Annotated in this window: 29 protein-coding genes and 2 pseudogenes; 5 read left to right on the top strand and 26 right to left on the bottom strand. The window is 55.3% G+C overall.

Translation table 11 applies throughout. The annotated features are described in order from the left end of the window. Window positions 1-154: 154 nt before the first annotated feature. Complete coding sequence (locus CV945_RS11025; protein WP_044743985.1) at window positions 155-853, top strand: class I SAM-dependent methyltransferase; 699 nt, start codon at window positions 155-157, stop codon at window positions 851-853. Window positions 854-1,035: 182 nt separating this feature from the next. Here CV945_RS11025 and CV945_RS11020 read toward each other — a convergent pair whose 3' ends face one another. The 3 genes from CV945_RS11020 to CV945_RS11010 form a co-directional block, all read right to left on the bottom strand. Further along, window positions 1,036-1,851, bottom strand: coding sequence for a M15 family metallopeptidase (locus CV945_RS11020; RefSeq protein WP_033009202.1), 816 nt, complete (start codon window positions 1,849-1,851; stop codon window positions 1,036-1,038). 51 nt (window positions 1,852-1,902) lie between these two features. Then, complete coding sequence (gene deoD / locus CV945_RS11015) at window positions 1,903-2,610, bottom strand: purine-nucleoside phosphorylase (RefSeq protein ID WP_100659761.1); 708 nt, start codon at window positions 2,608-2,610, stop codon at window positions 1,903-1,905. Between the two features lie 285 nt (window positions 2,611-2,895). Beyond that, on the bottom strand, window positions 2,896-3,300 hold the full coding sequence (locus CV945_RS11010) for a hypothetical protein (protein WP_100659760.1): 405 nt from the start codon (window positions 3,298-3,300) through the stop codon (window positions 2,896-2,898). Between the two features lie 131 nt (window positions 3,301-3,431). On the opposite strand from CV945_RS11010, the gene CV945_RS17280 reads away from it, so the two are divergent. After that, complete coding sequence (locus CV945_RS17280) at window positions 3,432-3,590, top strand: hypothetical protein (RefSeq protein WP_017437412.1); 159 nt, start codon at window positions 3,432-3,434, stop codon at window positions 3,588-3,590. Between the two features lie 45 nt (window positions 3,591-3,635). Here the strand turns inward: CV945_RS17280 and CV945_RS17275 are convergent, their stop codons facing one another. Together CV945_RS17275 and CV945_RS11005 are read right to left on the bottom strand one after the other, a co-directional pair. Further along, window positions 3,636-3,797, bottom strand: coding sequence for a hypothetical protein (locus CV945_RS17275; RefSeq protein WP_198518502.1), 162 nt, complete (start codon window positions 3,795-3,797; stop codon window positions 3,636-3,638). 116 nt (window positions 3,798-3,913) lie between these two features. Next, the gene (locus CV945_RS11005) at window positions 3,914-4,231 is read right to left on the bottom strand and encodes a hypothetical protein (protein WP_063329436.1); all 318 of its coding nucleotides are present in this window, start codon (window positions 4,229-4,231) and stop codon (window positions 3,914-3,916) included. Window positions 4,232-4,388: 157 nt separating this feature from the next. Here CV945_RS11005 and CV945_RS11000 point away from each other — a divergent pair, with 157 nt between their 5' ends. Continuing rightward, window positions 4,389-4,673 (top strand): DUF2515 family protein, encoded by a 285-nt coding sequence (locus tag CV945_RS11000; RefSeq protein WP_100659759.1) that lies wholly within the window; start codon window positions 4,389-4,391, stop codon window positions 4,671-4,673. 50 nt (window positions 4,674-4,723) lie between these two features. Here the strand turns inward: CV945_RS11000 and CV945_RS10995 are convergent, their stop codons facing one another. The 5 genes from CV945_RS10995 to CV945_RS10975 form a co-directional block, all read right to left on the bottom strand. Next, the gene (locus CV945_RS10995) at window positions 4,724-4,903 is read right to left on the bottom strand and encodes a YozD family protein (RefSeq protein WP_033015276.1); all 180 of its coding nucleotides are present in this window, start codon (window positions 4,901-4,903) and stop codon (window positions 4,724-4,726) included. Window positions 4,904-5,141: 238 nt separating this feature from the next. Then, the gene (locus CV945_RS10990; RefSeq protein ID WP_100659758.1) at window positions 5,142-5,786 is read right to left on the bottom strand and encodes a hypothetical protein; all 645 of its coding nucleotides are present in this window, start codon (window positions 5,784-5,786) and stop codon (window positions 5,142-5,144) included. 130 nt (window positions 5,787-5,916) lie between these two features. After that, the gene (locus CV945_RS10985) at window positions 5,917-6,135 is read right to left on the bottom strand and encodes a YozE family protein (RefSeq protein ID WP_033015279.1); all 219 of its coding nucleotides are present in this window, start codon (window positions 6,133-6,135) and stop codon (window positions 5,917-5,919) included. Window positions 6,136-6,497: 362 nt separating this feature from the next. Further along, window positions 6,498-7,496: a biotin synthase BioB gene (gene bioB, locus CV945_RS10980; RefSeq protein WP_100659757.1), complete on the bottom strand. Its 999-nt coding sequence runs from the start codon at window positions 7,494-7,496 to the stop codon at window positions 6,498-6,500. A gap of 157 nt (window positions 7,497-7,653) precedes the next feature. Then, on the bottom strand, window positions 7,654-9,093 hold the full coding sequence (locus CV945_RS10975) for an NAD(P)/FAD-dependent oxidoreductase (RefSeq protein WP_033009207.1): 1,440 nt from the start codon (window positions 9,091-9,093) through the stop codon (window positions 7,654-7,656). Window positions 9,094-9,330: 237 nt separating this feature from the next. On the opposite strand from CV945_RS10975, the gene CV945_RS10970 reads away from it, so the two are divergent. Further along, window positions 9,331-9,927: a DUF502 domain-containing protein gene (locus CV945_RS10970; RefSeq protein ID WP_033009208.1), complete on the top strand. Its 597-nt coding sequence runs from the start codon at window positions 9,331-9,333 to the stop codon at window positions 9,925-9,927. Between the two features lie 23 nt (window positions 9,928-9,950). On the opposite strand, the gene CV945_RS10965 is transcribed toward CV945_RS10970, so the two are convergent. Continuing rightward, entirely contained in the window at window positions 9,951-10,889 is a 939-nt protein-coding gene (locus CV945_RS10965; protein WP_033009211.1) for a magnesium transporter CorA family protein, read from the bottom strand. A 310-nt stretch (window positions 10,890-11,199) separates the two neighbouring features. Further along, window positions 11,200-11,346, bottom strand: coding sequence for a hypothetical protein (locus CV945_RS17270; protein WP_167438907.1), 147 nt, complete (start codon window positions 11,344-11,346; stop codon window positions 11,200-11,202). Window positions 11,347-11,528: 182 nt separating this feature from the next. Here CV945_RS17270 and CV945_RS10960 point away from each other — a divergent pair, with 182 nt between their 5' ends. Next, window positions 11,529-11,819, top strand: a complete 291-nt coding sequence (locus CV945_RS10960; RefSeq protein ID WP_033009213.1) for a HesB/YadR/YfhF family protein — start codon at window positions 11,529-11,531, stop codon at window positions 11,817-11,819. A gap of 25 nt (window positions 11,820-11,844) precedes the next feature. On the opposite strand, the gene CV945_RS10955 is transcribed toward CV945_RS10960, so the two are convergent. From CV945_RS10955 to CV945_RS10890, 14 genes and pseudogenes are all read right to left on the bottom strand, one after another. Continuing rightward, window positions 11,845-12,252, bottom strand: a complete 408-nt coding sequence (locus CV945_RS10955; protein ID WP_033009215.1) for a hotdog fold thioesterase — start codon at window positions 12,250-12,252, stop codon at window positions 11,845-11,847. Then, window positions 12,249-12,566 (bottom strand): hypothetical protein, encoded by a 318-nt coding sequence (locus CV945_RS10950; RefSeq protein ID WP_033009216.1) that lies wholly within the window; start codon window positions 12,564-12,566, stop codon window positions 12,249-12,251. The genes CV945_RS10955 and CV945_RS10950 overlap by 4 nt, the downstream gene beginning before the upstream one ends. Before the next feature lie 14 nt (window positions 12,567-12,580). Further along, window positions 12,581-12,997 (bottom strand): acyl-CoA thioesterase, encoded by a 417-nt coding sequence (locus tag CV945_RS10945; RefSeq protein WP_033009217.1) that lies wholly within the window; start codon window positions 12,995-12,997, stop codon window positions 12,581-12,583. A 112-nt stretch (window positions 12,998-13,109) separates the two neighbouring features. Further along, window positions 13,110-13,340, bottom strand: a complete 231-nt coding sequence (tlp, locus tag CV945_RS10940) for a small acid-soluble spore protein Tlp (protein WP_100659756.1) — start codon at window positions 13,338-13,340, stop codon at window positions 13,110-13,112. Between the two features lie 30 nt (window positions 13,341-13,370). Then, on the bottom strand, window positions 13,371-13,514 hold the full coding sequence (locus CV945_RS10935; protein WP_011231056.1) for an acid-soluble spore protein N: 144 nt from the start codon (window positions 13,512-13,514) through the stop codon (window positions 13,371-13,373). A gap of 55 nt (window positions 13,515-13,569) precedes the next feature. Continuing rightward, the gene (locus tag CV945_RS10930) at window positions 13,570-13,701 is read right to left on the bottom strand and encodes an FbpB family small basic protein (RefSeq protein WP_011231055.1); all 132 of its coding nucleotides are present in this window, start codon (window positions 13,699-13,701) and stop codon (window positions 13,570-13,572) included. A 123-nt stretch (window positions 13,702-13,824) separates the two neighbouring features. Next, window positions 13,825-14,352, bottom strand: a complete 528-nt coding sequence (locus CV945_RS10925) for a TlpA family protein disulfide reductase (RefSeq protein ID WP_100659755.1) — start codon at window positions 14,350-14,352, stop codon at window positions 13,825-13,827. Between the two features lie 138 nt (window positions 14,353-14,490). Beyond that, window positions 14,491-14,640, bottom strand: coding sequence for a hypothetical protein (locus tag CV945_RS17265; RefSeq protein ID WP_015374731.1), 150 nt, complete (start codon window positions 14,638-14,640; stop codon window positions 14,491-14,493). Window positions 14,641-14,721: 81 nt separating this feature from the next. After that, the gene (locus CV945_RS10920) at window positions 14,722-15,570 is read right to left on the bottom strand and encodes a sulfurtransferase (protein WP_033009220.1); all 849 of its coding nucleotides are present in this window, start codon (window positions 15,568-15,570) and stop codon (window positions 14,722-14,724) included. A gap of 89 nt (window positions 15,571-15,659) precedes the next feature. Then, a complete protein-coding gene (locus CV945_RS10915) occupies window positions 15,660-15,926 on the bottom strand; it encodes a YpbS family protein (RefSeq protein WP_100659754.1) in 267 nt (88 codons plus the stop codon). Next, window positions 15,923-16,111, bottom strand: coding sequence for a hypothetical protein (locus CV945_RS10910; protein WP_033009225.1), 189 nt, complete (start codon window positions 16,109-16,111; stop codon window positions 15,923-15,925). The genes CV945_RS10915 and CV945_RS10910 overlap by 4 nt, the downstream gene beginning before the upstream one ends. Further along, the gene (locus CV945_RS10905) at window positions 16,108-19,857 is read right to left on the bottom strand and encodes a dynamin family protein (protein WP_100659753.1); all 3,750 of its coding nucleotides are present in this window, start codon (window positions 19,855-19,857) and stop codon (window positions 16,108-16,110) included. Before CV945_RS10905 ends, CV945_RS10910 begins: the two co-directional genes overlap by 4 nt. A 149-nt stretch (window positions 19,858-20,006) precedes the next feature. After that, window positions 20,007-20,646 (bottom strand): annotated as a pseudogene (locus CV945_RS10900) (isoprenylcysteine carboxyl methyltransferase family protein). 423 nt (window positions 20,647-21,069) lie between these two features. Continuing rightward, window positions 21,070-21,490, bottom strand: a pseudogene (locus tag CV945_RS10890) (hypothetical protein); the annotation flags it as partial.

Raw genomic sequence — 21,490 nt, 5'->3', positions numbered from 1 at the left:
GCACGTATCAGTGTACCAGCTTGATAGCGGTTGGGTCTATAGCAACAAAATTGCTTTTTTTCATGAGTATAGGGACAAGCCAATTTTTTTGCTCAAAGACAAAAAACGGCTCTCTGGCATATGATAAACCAACTGAGTGAAAAAGGAGAATGCCATGATGACGTATTTGGACTGGTTGGCGGACATGGGGATTGACGGCGCCCACCCCGGCGGTTTTGAGTTGACAAAACAAATCTTACGTAAACTTAATATTGACCGCTCAACCGCCGTGCTTGACGTCGGCTGCGGCACAGGGCAGACAGCGGCGTATATCGCTAGACAGTACGGCGCGGACGTGACGGCCATCGATCTCCATCCCAAAATGATCGCCAAGGCGAAGCAGCGTTTCGGTGCCATGGCGGTTCCGGTTCGCCTGCACCAGGCTTCGGTCGAATCGCTGCCGTTTCCCGCCGGCACGTTTGATCTTGTCCTTTCCGAATCGGTGCTCGCCTTTGTTTCACTGCCTGCTGCCCTTGCTGAAATCTGCCGCGTGCTGAAGAAAGGGGGCACGTTCATCGGCATCGAAGCATGCCATAAGCGGCTCACCGCCGCCGAGCAGCAGCGGATCGCCGCGTTCTACGGCTTCAAGCGGCTGATGACGCCCGGCGAATGGAAAAAAACGCTTGAACAAAACGGATTCCGCTGCCGCCATTTCTTTTACAAAACGGCGGCGGAGGCGGCGGGCGAAGGGGCGCCGGCCGTCATCGTCTTCCCGACGACGCCGGAGATGGCAAGCATGTGGCAGAAGCATCAGCAGCTGACAGCGCAATTTGCCGACCGGCTCGGGTACTGCGTGTTTTGGTGTGAGACATAGGGGCTGCAACAAACGAACACGGGTGCTGACTCAAAAGCCCCTTTTTGATGAAATGGAACCGAAAGTATGTAAAAAAGAGACCACCTCTGAAACCCTTGGTTTTACCGGGTTTTTCGTGGTGGTCTGTTTTTCCATGCTGCCCTAGATAGAAGCATTGCCGCTCTTTTGGGCCAGCCCCGTCTTTACACTTTTTTTACCGCTTGAAAATATTCTTCCATTGTCATGCCGCGCTCTTTCATCACGGCGGCGGCCTTCCGCCCGACATAGCGAAGATGCCACGGCTCATACTTGTAGCCGGTCACCGCTTCCTTCCCTTTCGGATAGCGGATGATAAACCCGTATTCGTGCGCGTGGGCGGCGACCCACTGTCCTTCTTTTGTCGCCCCGAACGCCTCGGTCAGCTGGCAGCCGATCGACCGGCTGCTAATGTCGACTGCAAGCCCCGTCTGGTGTTCGCTTTGTCCCGGGTGGGCGACGGCCTGGACGGCTTTTTTCTCCCCTTTTTGCCGCACCTCCTCCGCAAAAATCGCCTTCTGCCGCTCATACGACCGGTAAGCGGACACCGCGACAAGCTCGATGCCATCGCGGCGGGCGGCGGCAAACATTTCTTCGAGCGCGGCGGCCGCCTCGGCCCGCATACGCCGCTTTTCTGCATTCGGGTCGGCAAACGAAAACGGCACGCGCGGCACAACCAAATCGGCCGGCTTGTAACCGGACGGAAGCGACTGCTCTTTATTGACGAGCACCAAAATGTTGTCCGGATTCATAATGACCTTTTGGCCGTTTCGCACCTCGATGACGTTCCAATATTTCGCTTCAAGCTGCAAATCCGGGTCAACCGGCCGGTTGAGTTCCTCTCGTTCATGAACGCTGGGCGGCGCCGTATGTTCCGCCGGCTGCCCGGGCGAGCCGGCCGCGCCGCCGTCACCGCTTCCTCCCGTTTGGCAGCCAACGAGCAACAGGCACATGAGCGCCGCCGTTTGCCAACGCTGATTCATTCATCTTCCCCTTTTCTGTTTCCCGGGGCGCACCGAACAGCCGCCTCATCATCAGCTGCTGCGAACCGCCGCTTCGAGCGCCACCTCGATCATTTCGTTAAACGTCGTTTGCCGTTCTTCAGCTGTCGTCTCCTCGCCGGTTAAAATATGGTCGCTGACCGTTAGCACCGACAGCGCCCGGCAGCCGAATTTGGCCGCCAACGTATAGAGCGCCGCCGTTTCCATCTCGACGGCCAATACGCCGTAGCGCGCCCACGTTTCCCAGTTTGGTTCGTCGTTGTAAAACATGTCGGCGGTAAAGACGTTGCCGACTTTGAGCGCCAATCCTTTTTCCATTCCAACGTCGTATGCCGTCCGCAGCAAGTGGAAATCCGCCGTCGGCGCATAATCGCGGCCGCGGAAAATGAGACGGTTCATGTTGGAATCGGTGGATGCGCCGATCGCCAAAATGACGTCACGCACGCGCACATCCGGTTGAATGGCGCCGCATGTTCCGACGCGGATGAGCGTCTTTACTCCATAGCTTTGGATCAATTCGTTGACATAAATCGAAATGGACGGCACTCCCATCCCCGTCCCTTGGACGGAGACACGATGCCCTTTGTATGTCCCCGTAAATCCGAACATGCCGCGCACTTCATTGTAGCACACCGCCCCTTCCAAAAACGTCTCGGCAATGTATTTGGCGCGCAGCGGGTCGCCCGGCAGCAAAACGCGTTCGGCGATGTCCCCTTGTTTGGCTCCGATATGTACGCTCAAACTCGATTCCTCCTTATGACTTCGAACGGTTATGGTTCGGCCATGCCCTTGTTTATCATATCATATGTTTGCGGAAAATGGCAGTCTTGCCTCGAGTAGCTTGAGCGAAAGGCGGGCATACTATTCGTGCCCACACGGCGGGAAAGGAGGAAAGACGGTGAAAAAGAAACTTGAGCAGGCGGTGGAGTACGCCAACAAAACGAATCCATCCTCAAAAGCGAACAACCAGCCGTCAACGTCCAAAAAAGAAAAAACAAAATTTTAAGGGAGAGCTGCTCTCCCTTTTTAAGACGTTTTCGAACGATAATCGTCGCGATAGCGGCGCGCAAGATACCTTTCGTTGATATACAGCACCTTTTTGTCTTTGCTGCGCGTATATTTTTTCTCGCGCTCGCGCCGCCTGGCGAGCAGCCAGCAGGCGAACAAATAAAGCGGCAGCACAAGCTGCGTTGTTCCGGCAAATACATACCAAAATCCATCGATGTCGGCCAAATCACGCAAGTAGACGCCGATGCCGCTCAGCCGATAATAGGCAACCGCAACGATGGCCGCAATGATGACGATATTGGCCGCATGGAGAACAGGAACGTTTCTCCAGCGAAACAAAACGCGCTCCACCTGCTCTTTGAGCCAAAGCGACGCGGCGATCGAGACAACGCACAGCAACAGTGCCAGCGCCAATGCGGCCATATTCCGTCCCCCTCCCAGTTCCCTTCAGTCTCCGCTCCGCCCGCCCGGCGCCGCCTGCAAACATTTTCCGTCGATGAACCGCCCTTTTGCCGCATACACTAACGACAACGACAGTTCAAGGAGGGAAAACGATGGGCAAAAAGCATCGCAACCGCATCAACGGGCAGAAAAAGAACAACCATATTCCAAAAGAGGCGTTGATCGCCGAAGACGCAGCGCACGCCAAGGAATACTCGGCCGCCGGCGGCCGGAAAAACGGCCCGGGCCATCACGACAATCCCGAATCGTAACAAACCCGGAGAAACCCTTGTGCCGCACAAGGGTTTCTATTTCGATCAGGGCTCCGACGGCTCGACTTCGTCCCACGCCAGTGTGACGACTTTCGTATAGTCTCCGCGCTCCATTTCCTCTTCCGTTGCCTTTTCGTTCAACACTTCATCATCGTCAATTCCCGGCGCTACCGTCGGCGTGTCGCGCCGTTGTCTTTGCTCTTCCATCTGATCCGCCCCCTTTCCTTTCTTATCCGTTCCCTAAACGGTCGGGCTTTATTCGATGTTATTGCTATTATACCATCCCCAATCGGTTGAAGGCGACTATATTTTTGAATATTCCGTCAACAGACAAGCTGGCGTTCCACCCGTTTCCAGCCATCCGGGCAGAGGCGGTAGTACGTCTGTCCTTTCCGCCCTTCGTCGATCAAGACAATATCGCCGGTCCCCATAAACCGGGCTTGGCAGTTTTTCGGCATCAAATCAGCCACGTTAAACATTCGGTACAAAATCGACAGCGCCTCATGATGATCGGCGGCCGTCACGGTCAACCGGCATACTTGACGGTATCCTTTCGTTTCCCCGAAGCGCGGCGTTTGGAAAATGACCGCCTCATACGCGCGTTTGGCCAGCCACACCTTTTTCCCCCATAAGCGAACCATTGTTTTCCTCTCCCTTCCCCCAATAAATCGAACGTTTGTATCTTATACTATTGGTGATCATGCCTGTCGAATCCTTCAGCAAACTAGCAAACCTTTTGTCGAAATGGCCCCGGTCTTTTGACAAAATTCGCCCGATGTGGAAAGGAGGGACAGCCGGATGCCGCTTCGCCCGCTCACCGTGCTGCGCCGCCCGCTCGAATACGTTTACCGCTCATTTTTATACCGTCATCCCGTTCGCATTGCCGATGCTCGTTTGTTCTGCCGCCTTTCCGACCGCCTTTCCGTTTCAAGGTGCGAACGCCCGAGCGACGACGAGGCGGCGGCCGTTGCTATGATTCGGCAGAAAACGGCGGCGCATAACCGCAACAACATCACGCGCACAGCCGCCTATTTCATGTTTTTTGAACGCCACCCAGAAGTGACGAGCGGCATTTGGCCATGATGAAAGCGGCCGCCATCGCGGCGGCCGAGTAATTGTAAAAACGACGACGGTTACTCGTCGTCGACATCAATCTCTTCGTCGATAATGCATTTTTCCAGCAAATAGTCAAACGTAATATCCGCGAGCTCTTCCAGTTCCTCCTGCGTCGGCACAAAGCCGCGGCGGATGAGCTGTTGGTAAAAAAATTCGGCGATCTCCTCCGTATCAATAATCACTTCAATCTCCTTCACTCCATCTCGCCCCCCTTTGTAATGTTGTATGTCGCCGCCTTCCGTTTTATGTCAAAAATCATGTTGTACTACTTTTTCCGCTTCCTTCATACCATATGTACCAATAAAACAAAAAAATACGGAGGCGGAACAAAATGGACAAGCTGACGATTGCAGATAAAATAATGGAAAAAATTGTTAACAGAATGGCTGCGTTCGTCCTCTTCGCCGGCATTCCCTACTTTCTCTTTGTTCTTTGTCAGTTCCTATTATGGTAGTTTACAATCGTTTGCAACCGTTGAACAACCGTTTCCATCATTCGTTTGTATTGGTCATCGCCGAACCATTCATACAGCGCTTTGTAGTCATTGTACATATCAAGCAGGTCGTCAACCGACGGCCCACTCTTTTCGCCGCCGGCGGGCGGCAGCGCGATCAAGGCCTTCATCGGCGCGGCGATCACGATATCTTGCACGAGCGTGACGGACGTTTCGTCCCCATCGGCCAGCGGAATCATATCTTCGAGATGGACTTCAATTTCCCAGCCGTCCGTCAGCCGTTTCAATTCATAAATCGTCTCTTCCCATCCTTCCCCATAATAGCGGTAAATTTCTGTCCGCACTCCAACGACTTTGAACAATTGGCCGCCATAATCGCGGACGCGGACAATTTCGCCAAGGAAAAACGGCAGCTCAATTTCAATTTCTTCGGCAATCCACAAATCGCCGGTAAATTCAGACAACAACACGAGCGTCTGCTCAGCAAACAGGCTATGGCCATGGTTGATTTCGTACAAAAACGTGCCGTCTACTTGCTGAATATCGGTGACGGTTCCGACTGTTCCGTACAATGTATTGACGACGATATCGCCGACAGAAAATTTCGGGCGTTTCGGCGCGCTCATTGGCATCTCCCACCCTTGTTGAACAAATGGTTAGTATAGTATATGCATGCATACAAGGGTGGACACCTTTGCCAGCGCGGAAAAACGATTGAAAGCGCTGTCAATATTCGGAGCAAAACCCTCTTCCATGTTATGCTTCGTGTAAAAACTGCTCCCATAGTTCATCAAAGAGAACCATGCTTTCCAAATAATCGCCATGCACCTCCAAATACCCGCTGAGCTCCTCGTAGTCGGCCGATCCTTTTGGAAAGCTGTGGTCATCGTACGCCCCGTTCGCAAACCGGACGATTGGATCTTCTTCACACCCGTGGCGGAAGCGCAATAAGTAACGATAAAACGATCTTGCCATGTTTCCCCATCCTCTTCCTTTCTCTTTGTTGCTATTATAATGAGCTTTTTTCTGTTTGTGAAGCTTTTTTTGCCGCTTGTATTGCCATCGTACGCGCCACGTTCGCGTTTCATGCCAACCATCGGGCCGCTGTTTCCATAAAATCCCCGTCCTTCTAGAGGCCGTTTCCAATGACCGATCCCGGACTAGCCATATGAAAAAGGGCTGACCCAAAAGAGCGGTAATGCTCCTATCTGGGGCGACATAGAAAAATAGACCACCACGAAAAACCCGGTAAAACCGAGGATTTCAGAGGTGGTCTCTTTCACATACTTCGGTTACATTTCATCAAAAAGGGACTTTTGAGTCAGCCCCGTCAACCGTTACACCACCCCGGCGGGCGGTGCTGGGGCAAATTCAATTTCAAATCCGAGATCTTCAAGCATTTGATAATCGGCCGCCTTTTCCTGCCCGGCCGTCGTCAAATAGTCGCCGACAAAAATCGAGTTGGCGGCATACAGCCCGAGCGGCTGAAGGGAGCGCAAGTTCACTTCGCGTCCGCCGGCGATGCGGATTTCTTTCGTTGGATTCATATACCGGAACAGCGCCAACACTTTCAAGCAATAGCGCGGGTTTAGCTCGTTCGTGCCGGCCAGCGGCGTTCCGTCGATCGCATGCAAAAAGTTGACCGGAATGGAATCCGCGTCGAGCGCCCGCAGGCTGCGCGCCATCTCAACGACATCCCGCTTTGTTTCCTTCATGCCGACAATGACGCCGGAACACGGCGAAAGACCCGCTTCTTTCACCGTTTCCACCGTCCGCACCCGGTCGTCGTATGTATGGGACGTCGTAATGTTCGGGTGGTGCTGTTTTGACGTGTTAATATTATGGTTATAGCGGTCCACGCCCGCCTCCTTCAGCCGCGCCGCCTGCTCCGGCTTTAAGATCCCAAGGCAGGCGCACACTTTCAGCCCGAACCGCTCTTTAATTTCCTTGACCGCGGACACAACGGTGTCGATCTCTTTATCGCTCGGCCCCCGGCCGCTGGCGACGATGCAGTACGTCCCAATGCGCAAACGGTGTGCTTCTTCCGCGCCGCGCAACAACGTCTCTTTGTCGACCATTTTATACGTTTTCACCGGCGCCGTCGATACGGCGGACTGCGAACAGTAGCCGCAGTTTTCCGGACAGAGGCCGGATTTGGCGTTGATGATCATGTTCAGCTTCACTTTGTTTCCATAATAGGCGGAGCGAATCCGGTACGCCCCTTGCAGCAAAAGGAGCAACTCCTCATCCGGACAATCCAATATCGCCAATGCTTCCTCATCGGTCAGCTCGTGGCCTCCCAACACTTGCTCGGCCAACACCAGCCAGTTTGCCATCTCTCCTCTCCCCTTTCCATATCATTACATTTATCGTAACGGACCAGCCGCATATTTGTCAACTATATTTTCATTTCAGTTTACTTTTTAATCCGTCCCCAGGCAGACAGCAAAAAAACAGGCCCCCGTTTGAAGGGGCCTGCCCTCGGTTCCTCACCTAATGCGTCAATTTCTCGACGATGTCGCGGGCGATCCAGACGCCGCAGGCGCTCGCCTGCGCAAGGCCGCGCGTAATGCCGGCGCCGTCGCCGCCGACATACAGCCCGGCGATTTCGGTTTCAAAGCGGTCGTTCAGTTTCGGACGCGCCGAATAAAACTTCGCTTCCACCCCATAAAAGAGCGTATGCTCAGAGGCAAGCCCCGGAGTGACGTGGTTGAGCGCCTCCGTCATTTCGATCAAGCTTTTCATCGTGTTGTACGGCAAAACGAGGCCTAAATCGCCCGGCACCGCTTCTTTTAGCGTCGGTTCGATGAACCCTTCTTTGATCCGCTTTTCCGTCGATCGCCGTCCTTTTAAAATGTCGCCATATTTTTGCACGATGATGCCGCCGTTGGACAAGGCGTTCGCCAGCCGGGAAATTTCATGGGCGTATTCGTTCGGCTTGTCAAACGGATCGGAAAACTTATGTGAAACAAGAAGGGCAAAGTTCGTGTTGTTGCTGCCAAGTTTCGGGTCTTTGTAGGCGTGTCCGTTGGCGAGCATAATGCCGGAATGGTTTTCGACGACAACATGTCCGGACGGATTGCTGCAAAACGTCCGCACTTGCGTCCCGACCGACGTATTGAAAATAAACTTCCCCTCATACAAATGTTCGTTGATTTCCTGCATGACGATGTTCGATGTCTCGACGCGCACCCCAATGTCCACTTGGTTGTTGATCATCCGCAAGCGGCGTTTGCGCAGCACTTTGCTCAGCCAAACCGAGCCGTCGCGCCCCGGGGCGATGACGACTTTTTCCGCCGTCAGCGTTTCGCCGTTTTTCAGCACTACTCCTTTGACAACATGGCCGCTTTCCGTCCGCTCCGTCAAAATATCGTCCACTTCCGTCTGAAAGCGCATCGCAATCCGCTCGCGCAAATACTCAAAAATGCTTTTTAAAATTTCTAAGTTTTGCTCCGTGCCCAAATGGCGGACATAGGCGCGCAGCAGCTTCAGCCCGGCGGCATACGCGCGCCGCTCAATCTCTTTCACTTTGTCGGTCATCGGGTCGGTGATCGATGTCGTCGCCCCATGTTTTAAGTTGATCTCATCCACATAACGGATGAGGTCAAGCACGGTTGAGGCAGGCAAATAATCGGTCATCCAACCGCCGAATTCGCTCGTGATGTTGAATTTGCCATCCGAGTACGCTCCGGCCCCGCCGAACCCGTTCGTAATCGAACAGGCCGGCACGCAGCCGGCATAGTCTTTTTTGCCGGCCGGCGGCGGGCATTTCTCAATTTTTTTCTGCAAAATCGGACAGTTGCGCCGGTATATATCATGCCCTTTATCAATCAAAAGCACGTTCGCTCCAGGCAGTTTCAGCGTCAGTTCGTAACAGGTGAAAATGCCAGCCGGCCCGGCGCCGACCACGATGACATCGTAATGGTTGTTCATTGCGCCATCCCCCACTTTTCGTATTCCACTTGGAAAGTATACGGAATACGAGGCGGTTCGTCAAGGTAAAATACGAACTTTTTTACCGTTTGCACTTATAAATGTTCGAGATTTTAAAAGCGTTGTCGGCAAAAAGAAAAACTGGTATGGTAGGAAAGGAGCAGCTTCCCGCTTGTTTCCGTCGATCGAAGTGGGGAGCTCCGCGCCAAAGAGAATGAAGGAAAGGGGAGCAAACGGATGCGCTTTTTGGCCAAAAATTTCCTAAACGGCATGTTGACGATCGTGCCGATTTTCGTAGCGGTCTATGTGTGCTACAAAGTATTCACCGTTTTGGACGGATTGCTCGGTCAATACGTCCGCCCGCACCTGGACGGCCGCTACGTCCCCGGCCTTGGTTTGCTCGCAACGGTTGCGCTCATCACGGTCTGCGGCTGGCTGTCGACGCAATACGTGAGCGGCCGCCTCATTCGACTGATCGACCGGTTGCTTGAAAGCATTCCCTTCATGAAAACCGTTTATTCGGTCGCCAAAGATACGATCGCCTCTTTGATCGGGGAAAAACGGTCGTTTTCCAAAGTCGTGCTCGTCACGCTGCCGGAAAGCGGCTGGAAATGCCTCGGCTTCATTACGATGGATGACGTCGGCGCCTGGCACGATCCGCTGGCCGATTATGTGGCCGTCTATGTTCCGCAGACGTTTCAAGTTGCGGGGCTGACGCTCCTCGTTCCAAAAGAACAAGTTGAAGTCATCGACATGGCGCCGGAAGAGGCGATGAAGTTTATCCTCTCCGGCGGAGTGGCGGCAAGAACGCAAAAACGGCTGCCCGAACAATAGGGCAGCCGTTGTTCCGCCGGCCGTCAAAAGTATCGCTTTTTCCAAAAGATGTACGCCGTCGCCGCTGACAGTGAACCGGCGAGCGCCATCGCGATCAAAAAGGCGTACGGAGAGTGTTGGTACGGAATCGGTACGTTCATACCGTAGAAGCTCGCCACCATCGTCGGCAGCGAAATGACGATCGTAATGGCGGTCAAAAACTTCATCACAATGTTTAAGTTGTTCGAGATGACCGAAGCGAACGCATCCATCATGCCGCTTAAAATGCTGCTGTATACTTCAGCCATTTCAATCGCCTGCTTGTTTTCAATAATGACGTCTTGCAGCAAATCTTGGTCATCTTCGTACATGCGCAAATAGTTGAGGCGCATAAGCCGCTCCATGACGATGTTGTTCGCCTTGAGCGACGTCATAAAGTAGACTAAGCTTTTTTCCATGCTAAGGAGCGAAAACAGCTCTTTGTTTTTCATCGACTGGTGCAGCTCTTTTTCAATTTCGCTCGTCCGCCGGTTGATTTGCTTCAAGTAGCGCAAATAATACGTGGAAATCATGTACAGCATTTGCAACGCAAACCGCGTCTTCATAAACGTGTAAAAGTTTTTGATTTTGTTTTTGGAGAATTCTTCAAAAATCGGATTCTCCTGCAAACAAACCGTAATAAAACACGTGTTCGTAATGATCATGCCGATCGGAATCGTCTCGTAAATCGGGCCGTCCACTTCATCATGGGCGACAATCGGAATGTCGACGATAATGAGCACATGGTTGTCTTCCTTTTCGACGCGCGACCGCTCCTCATCATCCAACGCGTCTTTGATCGAATCGATCGGAATGTCCAAATGGTGGGCGATGTAGCGAATTTCGTCCTCGGTCGGAGCGACGAGATTGATCCAGCAGCCGTTTTCGATCCGGTCAATTTCGCGCATTTTGCCGCTCGCATCGGACAAATACATTTTCATCATCTGGCATCCTTCCTCCTTTTCATGCGAGGAAGGCGGCGCCTCTTCCTTTCCGTCCGGAGCCCGTTTTCGTATAATGAGCAGCGGGCGGAAAAAGGAACAGGCCGCGTTCCCCGCTATATTCCGGTTCCGGTTCGTTCGGGCTCGAACTACTCATATACGAAAACGCCACTCCTTTCGAAAAAGATGTCCCTCAAGTAATGATAACGCGGACCGGCCTGTTTGTATAGTAGTTGCCATGAAAAAAAGCAGCCTACTGGCTACTTTATTCAAGAAAGCGGCGCCATGTTCAACCATTGCCTGCCGCGGCCCGTTATTCGCTTGACGGCGTCGTGTTGAAAAAGTCAGGCGATTGTTTGTCTGTTTGCCGGCGGTCCGAACGGTGCGGTTGTGGTTTGCCCGTTTTTCCCATCACGCCATCCGATTCGTAGCTGAGCGGGAACATCCGTTTTTTGCCCACCGTCCTCACCCCCTTTGCCTTTACTGTTTGCCGCCAGCCGCCATTTTACTCAAGCTGCTCCGGAGGAGGACGACGCCACTTTGTGGAAACGCTTTGTCCTGAAATTGTCAGCCAATGTTCACACAATCATTTTACCGGCTGTTTTCCATTCGCTTATAATATACAAGTGAGGAGGGGAAGCCATGAACATCATCATTACCAAAAAAGCGTTTGATTGGTACAAGCGGGAGCTCGGGCTGAAGCCAGGCGATGCGATCCGCTTTTTCGCCCGCTACGGGGGATGCAGCACCGTGCAAAAAGGGTTTTCGCTCGGCATGGCGAAAGACGAGCCGGCAGGAGAGCCAGCGGCGCAGACAACGGTTGACGGCGTGACGTTTTTTGTCGAAGACAGCGACCAATGGTATTTTGACGGCCGCGATTTGACGGTTGATTTGGACGAAAAAAGCGGCGAACCGGTGTTTTTGCTCCATTAACCAGCGAAAAAAGCTAGCCGTGACGCTAGCTTTTTCGAATAATGGCGATCGTGCAGCGGGAAATGGAAACAAGCCGCCCTTGTTCATCGGTGATGCGCACATCCCAAACCATCGTTGTCCGGCCGCGGTGCAGCACCGTTCCCGTCGCTGTCACCGTCCCGCTGCGGACGGGGCGGACATGGTTGGCGTTAATTTCCAGGCCGACGACTTGTTCCGTCTTCGAATCAACCAGCACGTACGACCCGATGCTCGCCACCGTCTCAGCCAAGGCAACCGACGCTCCGCCGTGCAACAGCCCGGCCGGCTGATGCGTGCGATGGTCGACCGGCATCGTCGCCACGACGCGCCCTTCGCCAAGCTCGATGATATCGATGCCGAGCGTCTCGATTAACGTATGTTTCGCCATTTCTTTTACAGCAGCCAAATCGATCATGACTCCTTCTTCCCCCGTTTCGTGAATCGTTCCAGCTCATGAAGCCGGCCTTCTTGCCGCAAAATGCGCACCTGCGTCTCCCCAAGCAAATCGAAATGCGGAAACTCGTTGCGCCGGTCCATCCACTCTTCCTTCAGCCCGTATTGCCTCCCCCAGGCGGCAAGTTTTTCGACATCGGCGCAGCCGACTTTCGTCACCGTCGTGCAGTGCGGAAACCGTTCATCATGCCAATAATGGGTCAAAAAGGCGATTTCGCCGCGCTTCACTTTTTCTTTCCATGCCGCAAGCTCCTGCCGGCGAATGCCAAACGCCATCGCACCGCTCCCCTTTATCGTTTCGCCCGCTCATACGCTTCATGCCACTCGGGAAAATATTTGCGGATGACGATCGGCCGAAACGTATCGCGCTTGACGCAAACGTGCTGCGATTTGCCGGTCACGGCCACCTCGCCGTCCGGGGCAACAATTTCGTAGCCGTACGTGACGCGGATGCCGTCGTAAGCGTCAATCCATGTGCGGACGGTCGCCGTTTCCCCATAACGAAGCGGCTTTTTGTACGACACTTGCAAATCGACAACAGGCGAAATGATGCCTTCTTTCTCCATGTCGGCATAATGAAAGCCAAGCTGTTTGATCAATTCCGTACGCCCGACTTCCATCCAAACTAAATAGTTCGCGTGGTAGACGACGCCCATTTGGTCTGTTTCCGCATAACGCACTTCAATTTGTTTTTCTGCCACTTTCATGTTCGTTCTCCCTCCATTTTTTGCCGGGCTTCTCCTTTATGTTACCATTTGTCCGTCCGGCCGCTCAAGCGGCAACCCAAAAAACAAAGCCGCCCGCATCGGGGCAGCTTTGTCATGATTGGTAGCCGTGCTCCCGTGCAGCGGCTTCGTCTTTAATTTCCGCGCGCATGGCCGTGATCGCTTCTTCGCGGCGGCGGTTTTTCTCGCGAATTTTCTCCCGCTCTTCCGGGGAAGCAAACTGCATCGTTTCTTCGGCTTTTTCAATATTTTCAATGGTGTTTTGCACCATCTCTTGCAGCTTCTCAACATTGTCGCTGCGGTCATCCGGTTTCGGACGCGGCATATAGGCTTCCTCCTTTACAAGATTTTCCAGCTACTCACCCTTCGTTTGGATGACTTGAGCATGCTGGCCGGATTGATCTTGCATTTGTTTGCCTTTGTTTCCTCCAGCGGCGCGAGGCTGTGTTCCGATATGGTTGGGAACAAAATGTTTGCGGCTTCCTTTCGGATTGCTCATCATCTTCGCCTCCTCGCCATCTAGTCTGTCCGCCCGGAGGACCGCTATGCATGGGTTATTCTGCTTTCTTGAGCATCCGCTCTTCCAGCTTTTTCTCGATTTTCTCGAGCGCTTCCCGGTCGTTCAACAATTGCCGTTTGTTCTCGCTGATCAATTCTTGGAGAGTCATTTTGCGGGATCGTCTCATCGCTATCAACCTCCCCTCATTTATATTGTAATCTTATTCATGCCCAAAAAAGATAAAAATTATGACAACTTTTCGAAAAATAATGAACCATGAAAAAAAGCGCCTTCCGTCAAAACTGTTCGGTCAACGAAAGAGCGCTGTCTTCTTTTCGAGTTGCGCGGCGGTCACCGGGCCGATGATTTTTTGCCGGATGACGCCGTTTGGGTCGATGATATACGTCGTCGGAATCGTCTGGATTCGGTATCGGTGAAGCGCCTCGCCGCGCACATCCAAGGCGACGGGCAACGTCAGTTTTTTGTCTTTCGCAAATCGCTCCGCATTATCGAGCGTATCTTGCGTCGTCAAATGGACGGCAAGCAACATGACTTCGCGGCCGTACTGCTTGTAAAACGCCTCAAGCTCCGGCATTTCCTTTTTGCACGGCGGACACCACGACGTCCAAAAGTTGAGGACAACCGCTTTGCCGCGCAAATCAGACAGCCGGACGGCTTTGCCGCCAAGCGTCGGCAGCGTCAAATCAGGGGCCGTCTGGCCGATGCCCGGGCCGCTTTCTATTTCGTCTGTTTCCTGTTCGTTCCCGGCAGCCATCGCATTCCAAAGACCATAGCCGGCAACGGCCAAAAACAATAGGACGACGAACCATTTCCGCACGCATTTCCCTCCCTGCCGGCCGGCGCCCTTTCTTCCATCCAGCGCCCTCCGCCGCTCTGTCCATCATTATAGCACATACGTTTGTGTTTGCCAACGTTGACGTCTAAGGACGAAAAAACGAGGGACGAGCCCTCGTCATTAACGGATGTTTTTATGGTCGTTTTTCAGTTTCTCGGCTTCCACCTCGGCGTACGAAGCAAACTCGCTCGTCCATTCATTGAAGCCGTTTTTCTTTTTGGCGTTGTTGTTCCGTTGGGCGTTGGCGTTGCCAAGTTTGGTCCGTCCCATGCACTCGCCTCCTTTTTGTTTCAACGGTTCACACATAGTATGCGCTGCCGGAGAAAAACGATGCGCGAAACAATTTCGAAACTAGGCGTCCGAGGACGGGTGGTCCGTTTCAACCGGATGATCGGGATAGGAAATCCAGTCGCTGAAGCTGCCGACATACAGTCGGACGTTGCGGTAGCCGGCTTCTTTTAGGGCGAGCACGTTTGGACAAGCGGTGACGCCGGAGCCGCAATAGACGATAATGGAGGCTTCGCGGTCAAGGCCGGCGAACCGGTCCGCTTGTTCAGCCGCGCTTTTCCAGTAGCCGCCTTCCGTCACCCCGTCTTTCCAAAATCGGTGCACCGCCCCGGGAATGCGGCCGGCCCGGCGGTCGATCGGCTCCTCCAACCCGGCATACCGCTTCCACTCGCGGGAATCAATGAGCACCGCTGCACGGTCGCGAACGGCGGCTCGCACATCCTCGACCGTCGCGAGCCATGATCGGTCCGGACGCGGCTGAAACCGCCGCGGCGGCACAGCTGAAATGGCGCGCGTCACCGGATTTCCTTTTCGTTTCCATTCGCTGTAGTTGCCATCCAACACGTATGCGCGCGCATGGCCGAAATACCGGAGCAGCCACCAACAGCGCGCGGCCATGGCCCCGTCTTGGTCATCGTAGGCGATGACCGTCGTCGTGTCGTCAATGCCGGCCCGGCTAAACACGTCCGCCGCTTGGGCGGCTGATGGAAGCGGATGGCGGCCTCCGTGCTCTCCGACCGGGCCCGACAAGTCGCGCTCTAAGTCCATATACACCGCTCCGGGAATATGGTCTTCCCGGTAAAGAGACGCCCCTTTAGCCGGATCGCCAAGCCAAAACCGGCAATCAACAATGCGGATGGTTTCATCGGACAAATGCGCCAACAGCCATTCGTGGGAAACGAGAGACGCCATTGTTTCTCCCCCCTCTTTCGTTTTCATCAGCCCGGCCTGCTTACAGGCCGGCAGCCGGGCAGCCAATGCCAACGCTTTGGCTGTGTGCGTTACTTCTCTTCAAGCCGGCGCACGTAGTCGCGCACCATCTCTGGCGTTACATAGCGGCGCGCCGGCACGAGGCCGCCGGCGGCCAGCTCGTTCATTGGTTTCGTCACTTCATTGATCGCCTCGACCGTAAACGGCTCGCCGCGGCGGCACCGTTCAACCGCCTCATCGATGCGCCGCTCGCGCTCGAGCTCAAGGGCGGCAAACCGCTTTAAGATGGCGTGCTGTTTGTTGACATGGGCGGTGATGGCGTGATGTACTTCGCTCAATGGGATTCTTCCTTTCCTTCTTCTTTTTCCATCAAACGCCGGACGTTCGGTTTTGGCGTCCAGCAGTTGAACCGATAGTTTGGCTTCGTCTCATAGCCGAGCCGGCGGCAATACGTATACAGCCTGCCGTCCCGTTTTTCAATGCCGTAATGAACGCATGTCGCACAGGCGTGAAACCGGCTCATCGGCGCGCCCCCTTGCCCTCTTCCGGCAAAAGGCGGCCAAGCGCCGCTTCAATCCGACTGAGCGCCTCATGGTCGGCCGCCTCCGCAAGCGCCGCCATTAAGCCGTCCATATAGCTGTCGACTTGATCGGCGAGCGCGGCCGACAGCGCAGCAATCGCCGCCTCGTATTGCCCGGCGTACGCATCAAGCAGCCGCTCTTTTTGTTCGGCTAAATAGCGGCCGACCGGTTCGGCGAGCGCCGCTTCGATTTCTTCCTTCATCCGCCGTTTTTCATCACGTTCAAAAAACGACTTCGCGTTTTTATATAACGAAAGCGCCTTGTGAAACCGCGCCCGGTCGACATCGCCAAGAGCGTCGACAAACTCCGGCGCCGAGAAGGCGAACGCCTCCGGCGGCGTGAGCGCGAGCGCTTCGTCAAACCGGCGGAGCTCGCCGCAAAGGCGATGAAACTGTTCGGCGAGCCGCTTGTGCAAAAACGATTCGATGCGCAGGCTCGTCGCCCGCAGCTCTTGCGCCAAATCAAAGCCGACCGATGCGAGCAGTTCGTCGAGGCAACGCTCGAGCGCCCGACGCGCCGGGCCTTGGTCGTCGCGGAGCACCGCCGGATTGAACGCCTCTTTGAACGTATCGTTCAAGCGGAAGAAGACGCGCTGTTTCACGTAATACAAAAGCTCGTCGGCTTCTTGGCTGAGCGCCTGGCGGCCGTAGGCGTCGCCGGCGGCGGCGAGCACGGCGTGCATCTGTGCACGCGCCGCTTCAAGCGATTGGCGTTTCGCCGCTTTTTCCGCCTCGCTCTGCCCGGCCGCCCGCGCGTATTCCGCCGCCGCCTGCCGCGCCCGCCCAAGCTCGGCATAAGCGCTTTGGACGGCCACCTCCGCAAGCTCTTCTGTCAAAAAGCGGAAAAAGTCCGCTTCAAAGGCGGGCAGGCCGGAGTCTGTCAAGGTGCCGCACGGCCCGGGGTTCGTCCCCGTTTTTTCCGCCAGCGCCAGGCGGCTTGAGAGCGCATAAAGGCGCGGGAAGCGGATGCCAAAGCGAGCGAGTTCGCCATTCATATAGGAAACGACCGCATCAAGCTCCTCTTTCGACTGGGCCAAATCAGCCGCATTGATGATGAAAAACATTTTATCAAGCGAAAACGCATCTTTGACGCGCCCGAGCTGCAGCAAAAACTCCCGGTCTGCCTTCGAGAACGCGTGGTTGTAATACGTGACAAACAGCAGCGCATCGGCGTGCTTCATATAATGGAACGCCACCCCGGTATGGCGGGCGTTTAATGAATCGACGCCCGGCGTATCGACAAGCGTCACCCCTTGGCGGGTGAGCGGGCAATCGGCATACAACACGACTTCATCAAGGAAACACGACACCGCCTCATCGGCGACATATGCCTCAAGCTCCGCAAATCCGATCGACAGCCTCGTCCCGAACCGGTTTTTCATCCGCTCATATCCGGCGGCGGCAGCCGCCAAAAAGGCGAGATGCGGCTTTTGCGCCGGACGCTCAGCCCCGGATTCGGCAAGGCGGGCGCAATGGCGGAGCGCTTCATCCCACGACTTCGCCTCGCAGCCGAACTGGCGAAGCGAGGCTTGCACATCAGCCCATATTTGCGCCTCGTCCTTCACTTTGACAACCGCCGTTCCGTGCGGATGCTCCCGGTCGGGCGGAGCGATTTTGCTGATGGCGGCCGTCGTCGGGTTCGGCGAAGACGGCAAAAGCGGCTCCCCAAGCAAGGCGTTGGCCAGCGACGATTTGCCGGCGCTGAAGGCGCCGAACAACGCGACCGTAAAGGCCCGCTCGCGAAGCCGGCGCGCCTTGTCGCGCAACGGGCCGACGAACCGGCGCAACAAATCGGTCCGCTCGAGCCAGGCGGCCGCCTCCTCGAGCCGATCAGCCGCCTCATCGCTCCGTTGCTTTCCACTCGCCGCCAAAGCGCGCCGCCCGTCCGCGCTCTCTTCTGCCGCTCCTTCCACCGCTTCCCGACTGAGCGCTTGCTCTTGGGCGGCGGGATGATTCACAGCCGGTTCCGTTGTTGCTGGCCGCTCTGCCGCTTGCGCATGGCGCACTTTCTGGAAATGAGGCGGCGCCGTCAGCGCAGCGAGGCGCTCTTCATCGAGCACAACCTCATCGCCCGAAGCGGCAATCAACCGCTCGAGCGCGCGTTGGCGCTCCTCCTCTTCCGCTTTCAAGCCGGCAAGGCGGGCGATGAGCTCCGCTTTTTCGCGTGCTGCCGAAAGCCGGCCTTCTAGCGCTTTCGCTTGAGCAGCCGCCCGCTCGGCAATTTGCGCCGCGAGCCCGGCAAACAAGGCGAGCGCCGCGTCGCGGTATCGTTTTTTCAGCGCCATCGCCACCTCATCCGTATAGTTTAATAGCGCCGCACCGCTTGCTTCCGCCCCCTGCCTGACAAGGCTTGAAAGCAGCGTCTGATCCCAATCCGCCGTCCATTGCTGGCACTGGCCGAGCCAGGCGCCGTCGGCGTGCCACTCGTTCCCGAACCGGAGAAGAAGCTGGCGGACATGCCACTCGATTTGCGCCGCCGCCTGCGCTTTGACGCTTTCGTAAAACGCCTCAAGCCGCCGCTCGCGTTCTTGCTCCGTTTTGGTCTTTGCAAACAGCAGGCCCACTTTGAAATTCGGCTGCATCGCCTGCAAGTACGCTTCCGCCCGCTCCCTCGTCTCAAACGGCATTAAATAGGCATTTTGCAGCACGCGGTCAAGCTCAGCGCGAAACGCTTCCTCCGCCCGCGCCCGCGCCGTTTGCCAATCAGCAAGCTCAGCTTCCAAGCGCCCGAGCTCCTGCATGGCCTCGGCTTCACTGCCAGCCCCGCCAAGCGCCTCGAGGCGCGCTTTAAACTCCTGCTCAAGCAGCTCATGCCGCGCGCGAAGCTGTTCAAGATGGCGGGCGGCAATCCGCCTCAATCCCGCTTCTGCGCCGCGAAGAAGCCATTCGTCTTTGTCAGCAACCAAGCGGCGCAAACAAGCCGTCAACTCCTGCCACTCATTCTCTGGATGGGCTGGGTCTTTTAATGATAGGAAAAACAAGCGGGCCGCTTCGACCCCCCAACGCCGGAACGCCTCGGCCGCCGAAGCGCGAAACGCCGCAAACGGCAGTTCGTCCTCGCGATGTTTGTCGATTTGGTTCACCACTAAATACACGATTTTTCCTTCATCTGTTAATTGTTTCGTAAATTGAAAGTTTAGCTCCGCCTGTACATGGTTGTAATCCATGACATAAAAGACGACGTCCGCCAAATGAAGCGCCGACTCGGTGGCCAGCCGGTGGGCGTCATCGGTCGAATCGATGCCCGGCGTGTCCAAGATGGCTACTCCCGGGGGGATGGCGCCCGTTTCGCGGCTGATTTCGATCCACTCAATCGTCTCCCCGTCCCGGCATTGGGCGCGGATCAGCTCCGGATCGTACGGCGGCTCATATTCAACCGGCGGATCATCATGATAAAAGACGCGCACGCAGTCCGGACCGGCTTTCACTTTCACAAGATTGGCACTCGTCGGAATCGGACTCGACGGCAGCAGCGGCTCGCCGAGCAACGCGTTGATCAAACTTGATTTTCCGGCGGAAAAATGGCCGCAAAAGGCGATGACCAGCTCGCCGGCTGCCGTTTTTTCGATCAGCTGCTTCACTTTATCGGCATTTTCGTTGTCGCCGGCTTGCTGAAGCCGGTCGTGCATATTCATCATTTTCGCCAGCCACGGCCGCAATGGCGGCCGCTCGATCACAATATTCCCCATGACCAAAACCCCTTTGTTTCCGTCAATGTCATTTACATTCATTTTACTGTATTTCGCCCCGTTTCCCAATAGGAAAACAAAAAAATCCCGCCGGTTCGTTCAGCGGGATGAATGTTTTTCCCCGGCCCACAGCCGGCGAGCCATTGGCGTCAATGGGACCGTTTCACAGCCGGCTGTCTTTGTTTTGCTTGCGCACTGCCGGAAACGCACGCCCGTTCTCCCCGCAGCGGCGGCACGAAGCGCGGCCGCAACCAAAAGGCCTCACGGTAATCGGTGAGCGCAGCCAACGCCCTCTCTTCTGTCGAGATGCGGACGGACAACATGAGAGCGTTTTAGGAGCGAAAACAAAAGAGCGGTCATATGCGCTTGAAACAACAGCGGCAGCAACGCAATCTCCAACGCGACAACGGCATAGTTCGGGTGGCGGATCCATCGATACGGCCCTTTTTTTACAACAGGGCGGTTGGGCACAATCAAAATTTTCGTATTCCAAAAGCGGCCGAGCGACAAAATCGTCCACACCCGCAGCCCTTGCACCGCTAAAAAAAGCGGGAACAAAAGCGGCCAACCCCGAGAGGGACGCGCGCCTTTTCGCAACGCCTCGAGAACGAGCGAGACGAGAAACGATACATGCATCAACAAGATCCAAGGATAATGGCGGCGGCCAAATTCTTGGGCTCCGAGCGCTTTTACATACCGTTCGTTCCGTTTCGCGAGGCGGAGCTCCACTAGGCGCATCAAGACGACAGCCCAAAACATAAACGCAAACCGCATCACCCTTCCCTCCATTGAAGCAGCACCATCTCCGCGCTAAAGCCCGGGCCAAGGGCGACAAGCAGGCCGTACCCGGGCGCGTGCGGATGCCGCTGTTGTCAAACGCTTGCAAAAGCCGCTCGACGCGCGCCATTCGCCCGGAAAACAGGCTGGAAACATGCTGCTTCACCTCGTCTTGGGCGGCCGTATACGGCATCGTGGCTGTGCCGACGGATAAAAGAACCGGCATACAAACACCTCGGTCTGTTCCTCTTTTTCTATTAGGATGCGCAACAGGCCGGTCAGTATACAGCGGAAAGTGCATGGGTGCACCCATTTTTTCAAGAACAGCTGATGGATCCTTTGGTTGTGGCATGCAAAAACAGGCGCGGACAAAGCCGGCCTGTTTTTTCCAGGAAAGCGGTTATAAGCGAGGATGTACATCGAGATGTTTGTTGGTTACTTCGCTTTGAGTGCGCGGATTTCGCTTTCATGCTCAAGCAAGTGCAAGGCGAGGGATTGAAGCACGAGCTCTTGCCGGGCTTGTCCGGCAATGACTTCATTGACTTTTTGTTGCGTTTCTGTGAGGGTTTGTTTCATTGCCGGAATTTCACGGAGCGTTTCTAACGTTTCCACGACAGCTTGGCGAATAAACGGCAATTCGGCAACGTCTTCCTTTGTCGCCATCGTTTGTTCCATGCGCCCAATCCGGCTGTCGAGCGCCGCAATGTCGTCTCTGTTAGCCGCCACGGTCTCTTCGAGTTGCCCGATGCGCYCATCCAGCGYTGCGACATCCTCTTTCGTTGCCATCGTCCGCTCGATGGTCCCGATGCGCTCATCCAGCGTTGCGACATCCTCTTTCGTTGCCATCGTCCGCTCG

It is taken from the genome of Geobacillus sp. Manikaran-105 (assembly GCF_002809955.1).
In the GTDB taxonomy this organism is placed as follows: Bacteria; Bacillota; Bacilli; order Bacillales; family Anoxybacillaceae; genus Geobacillus; species Geobacillus thermophilus.
The sequence above is the reverse complement of the archived record's forward strand: the minus strand, read 5'-3'. Positions and strand labels throughout refer to the sequence as shown.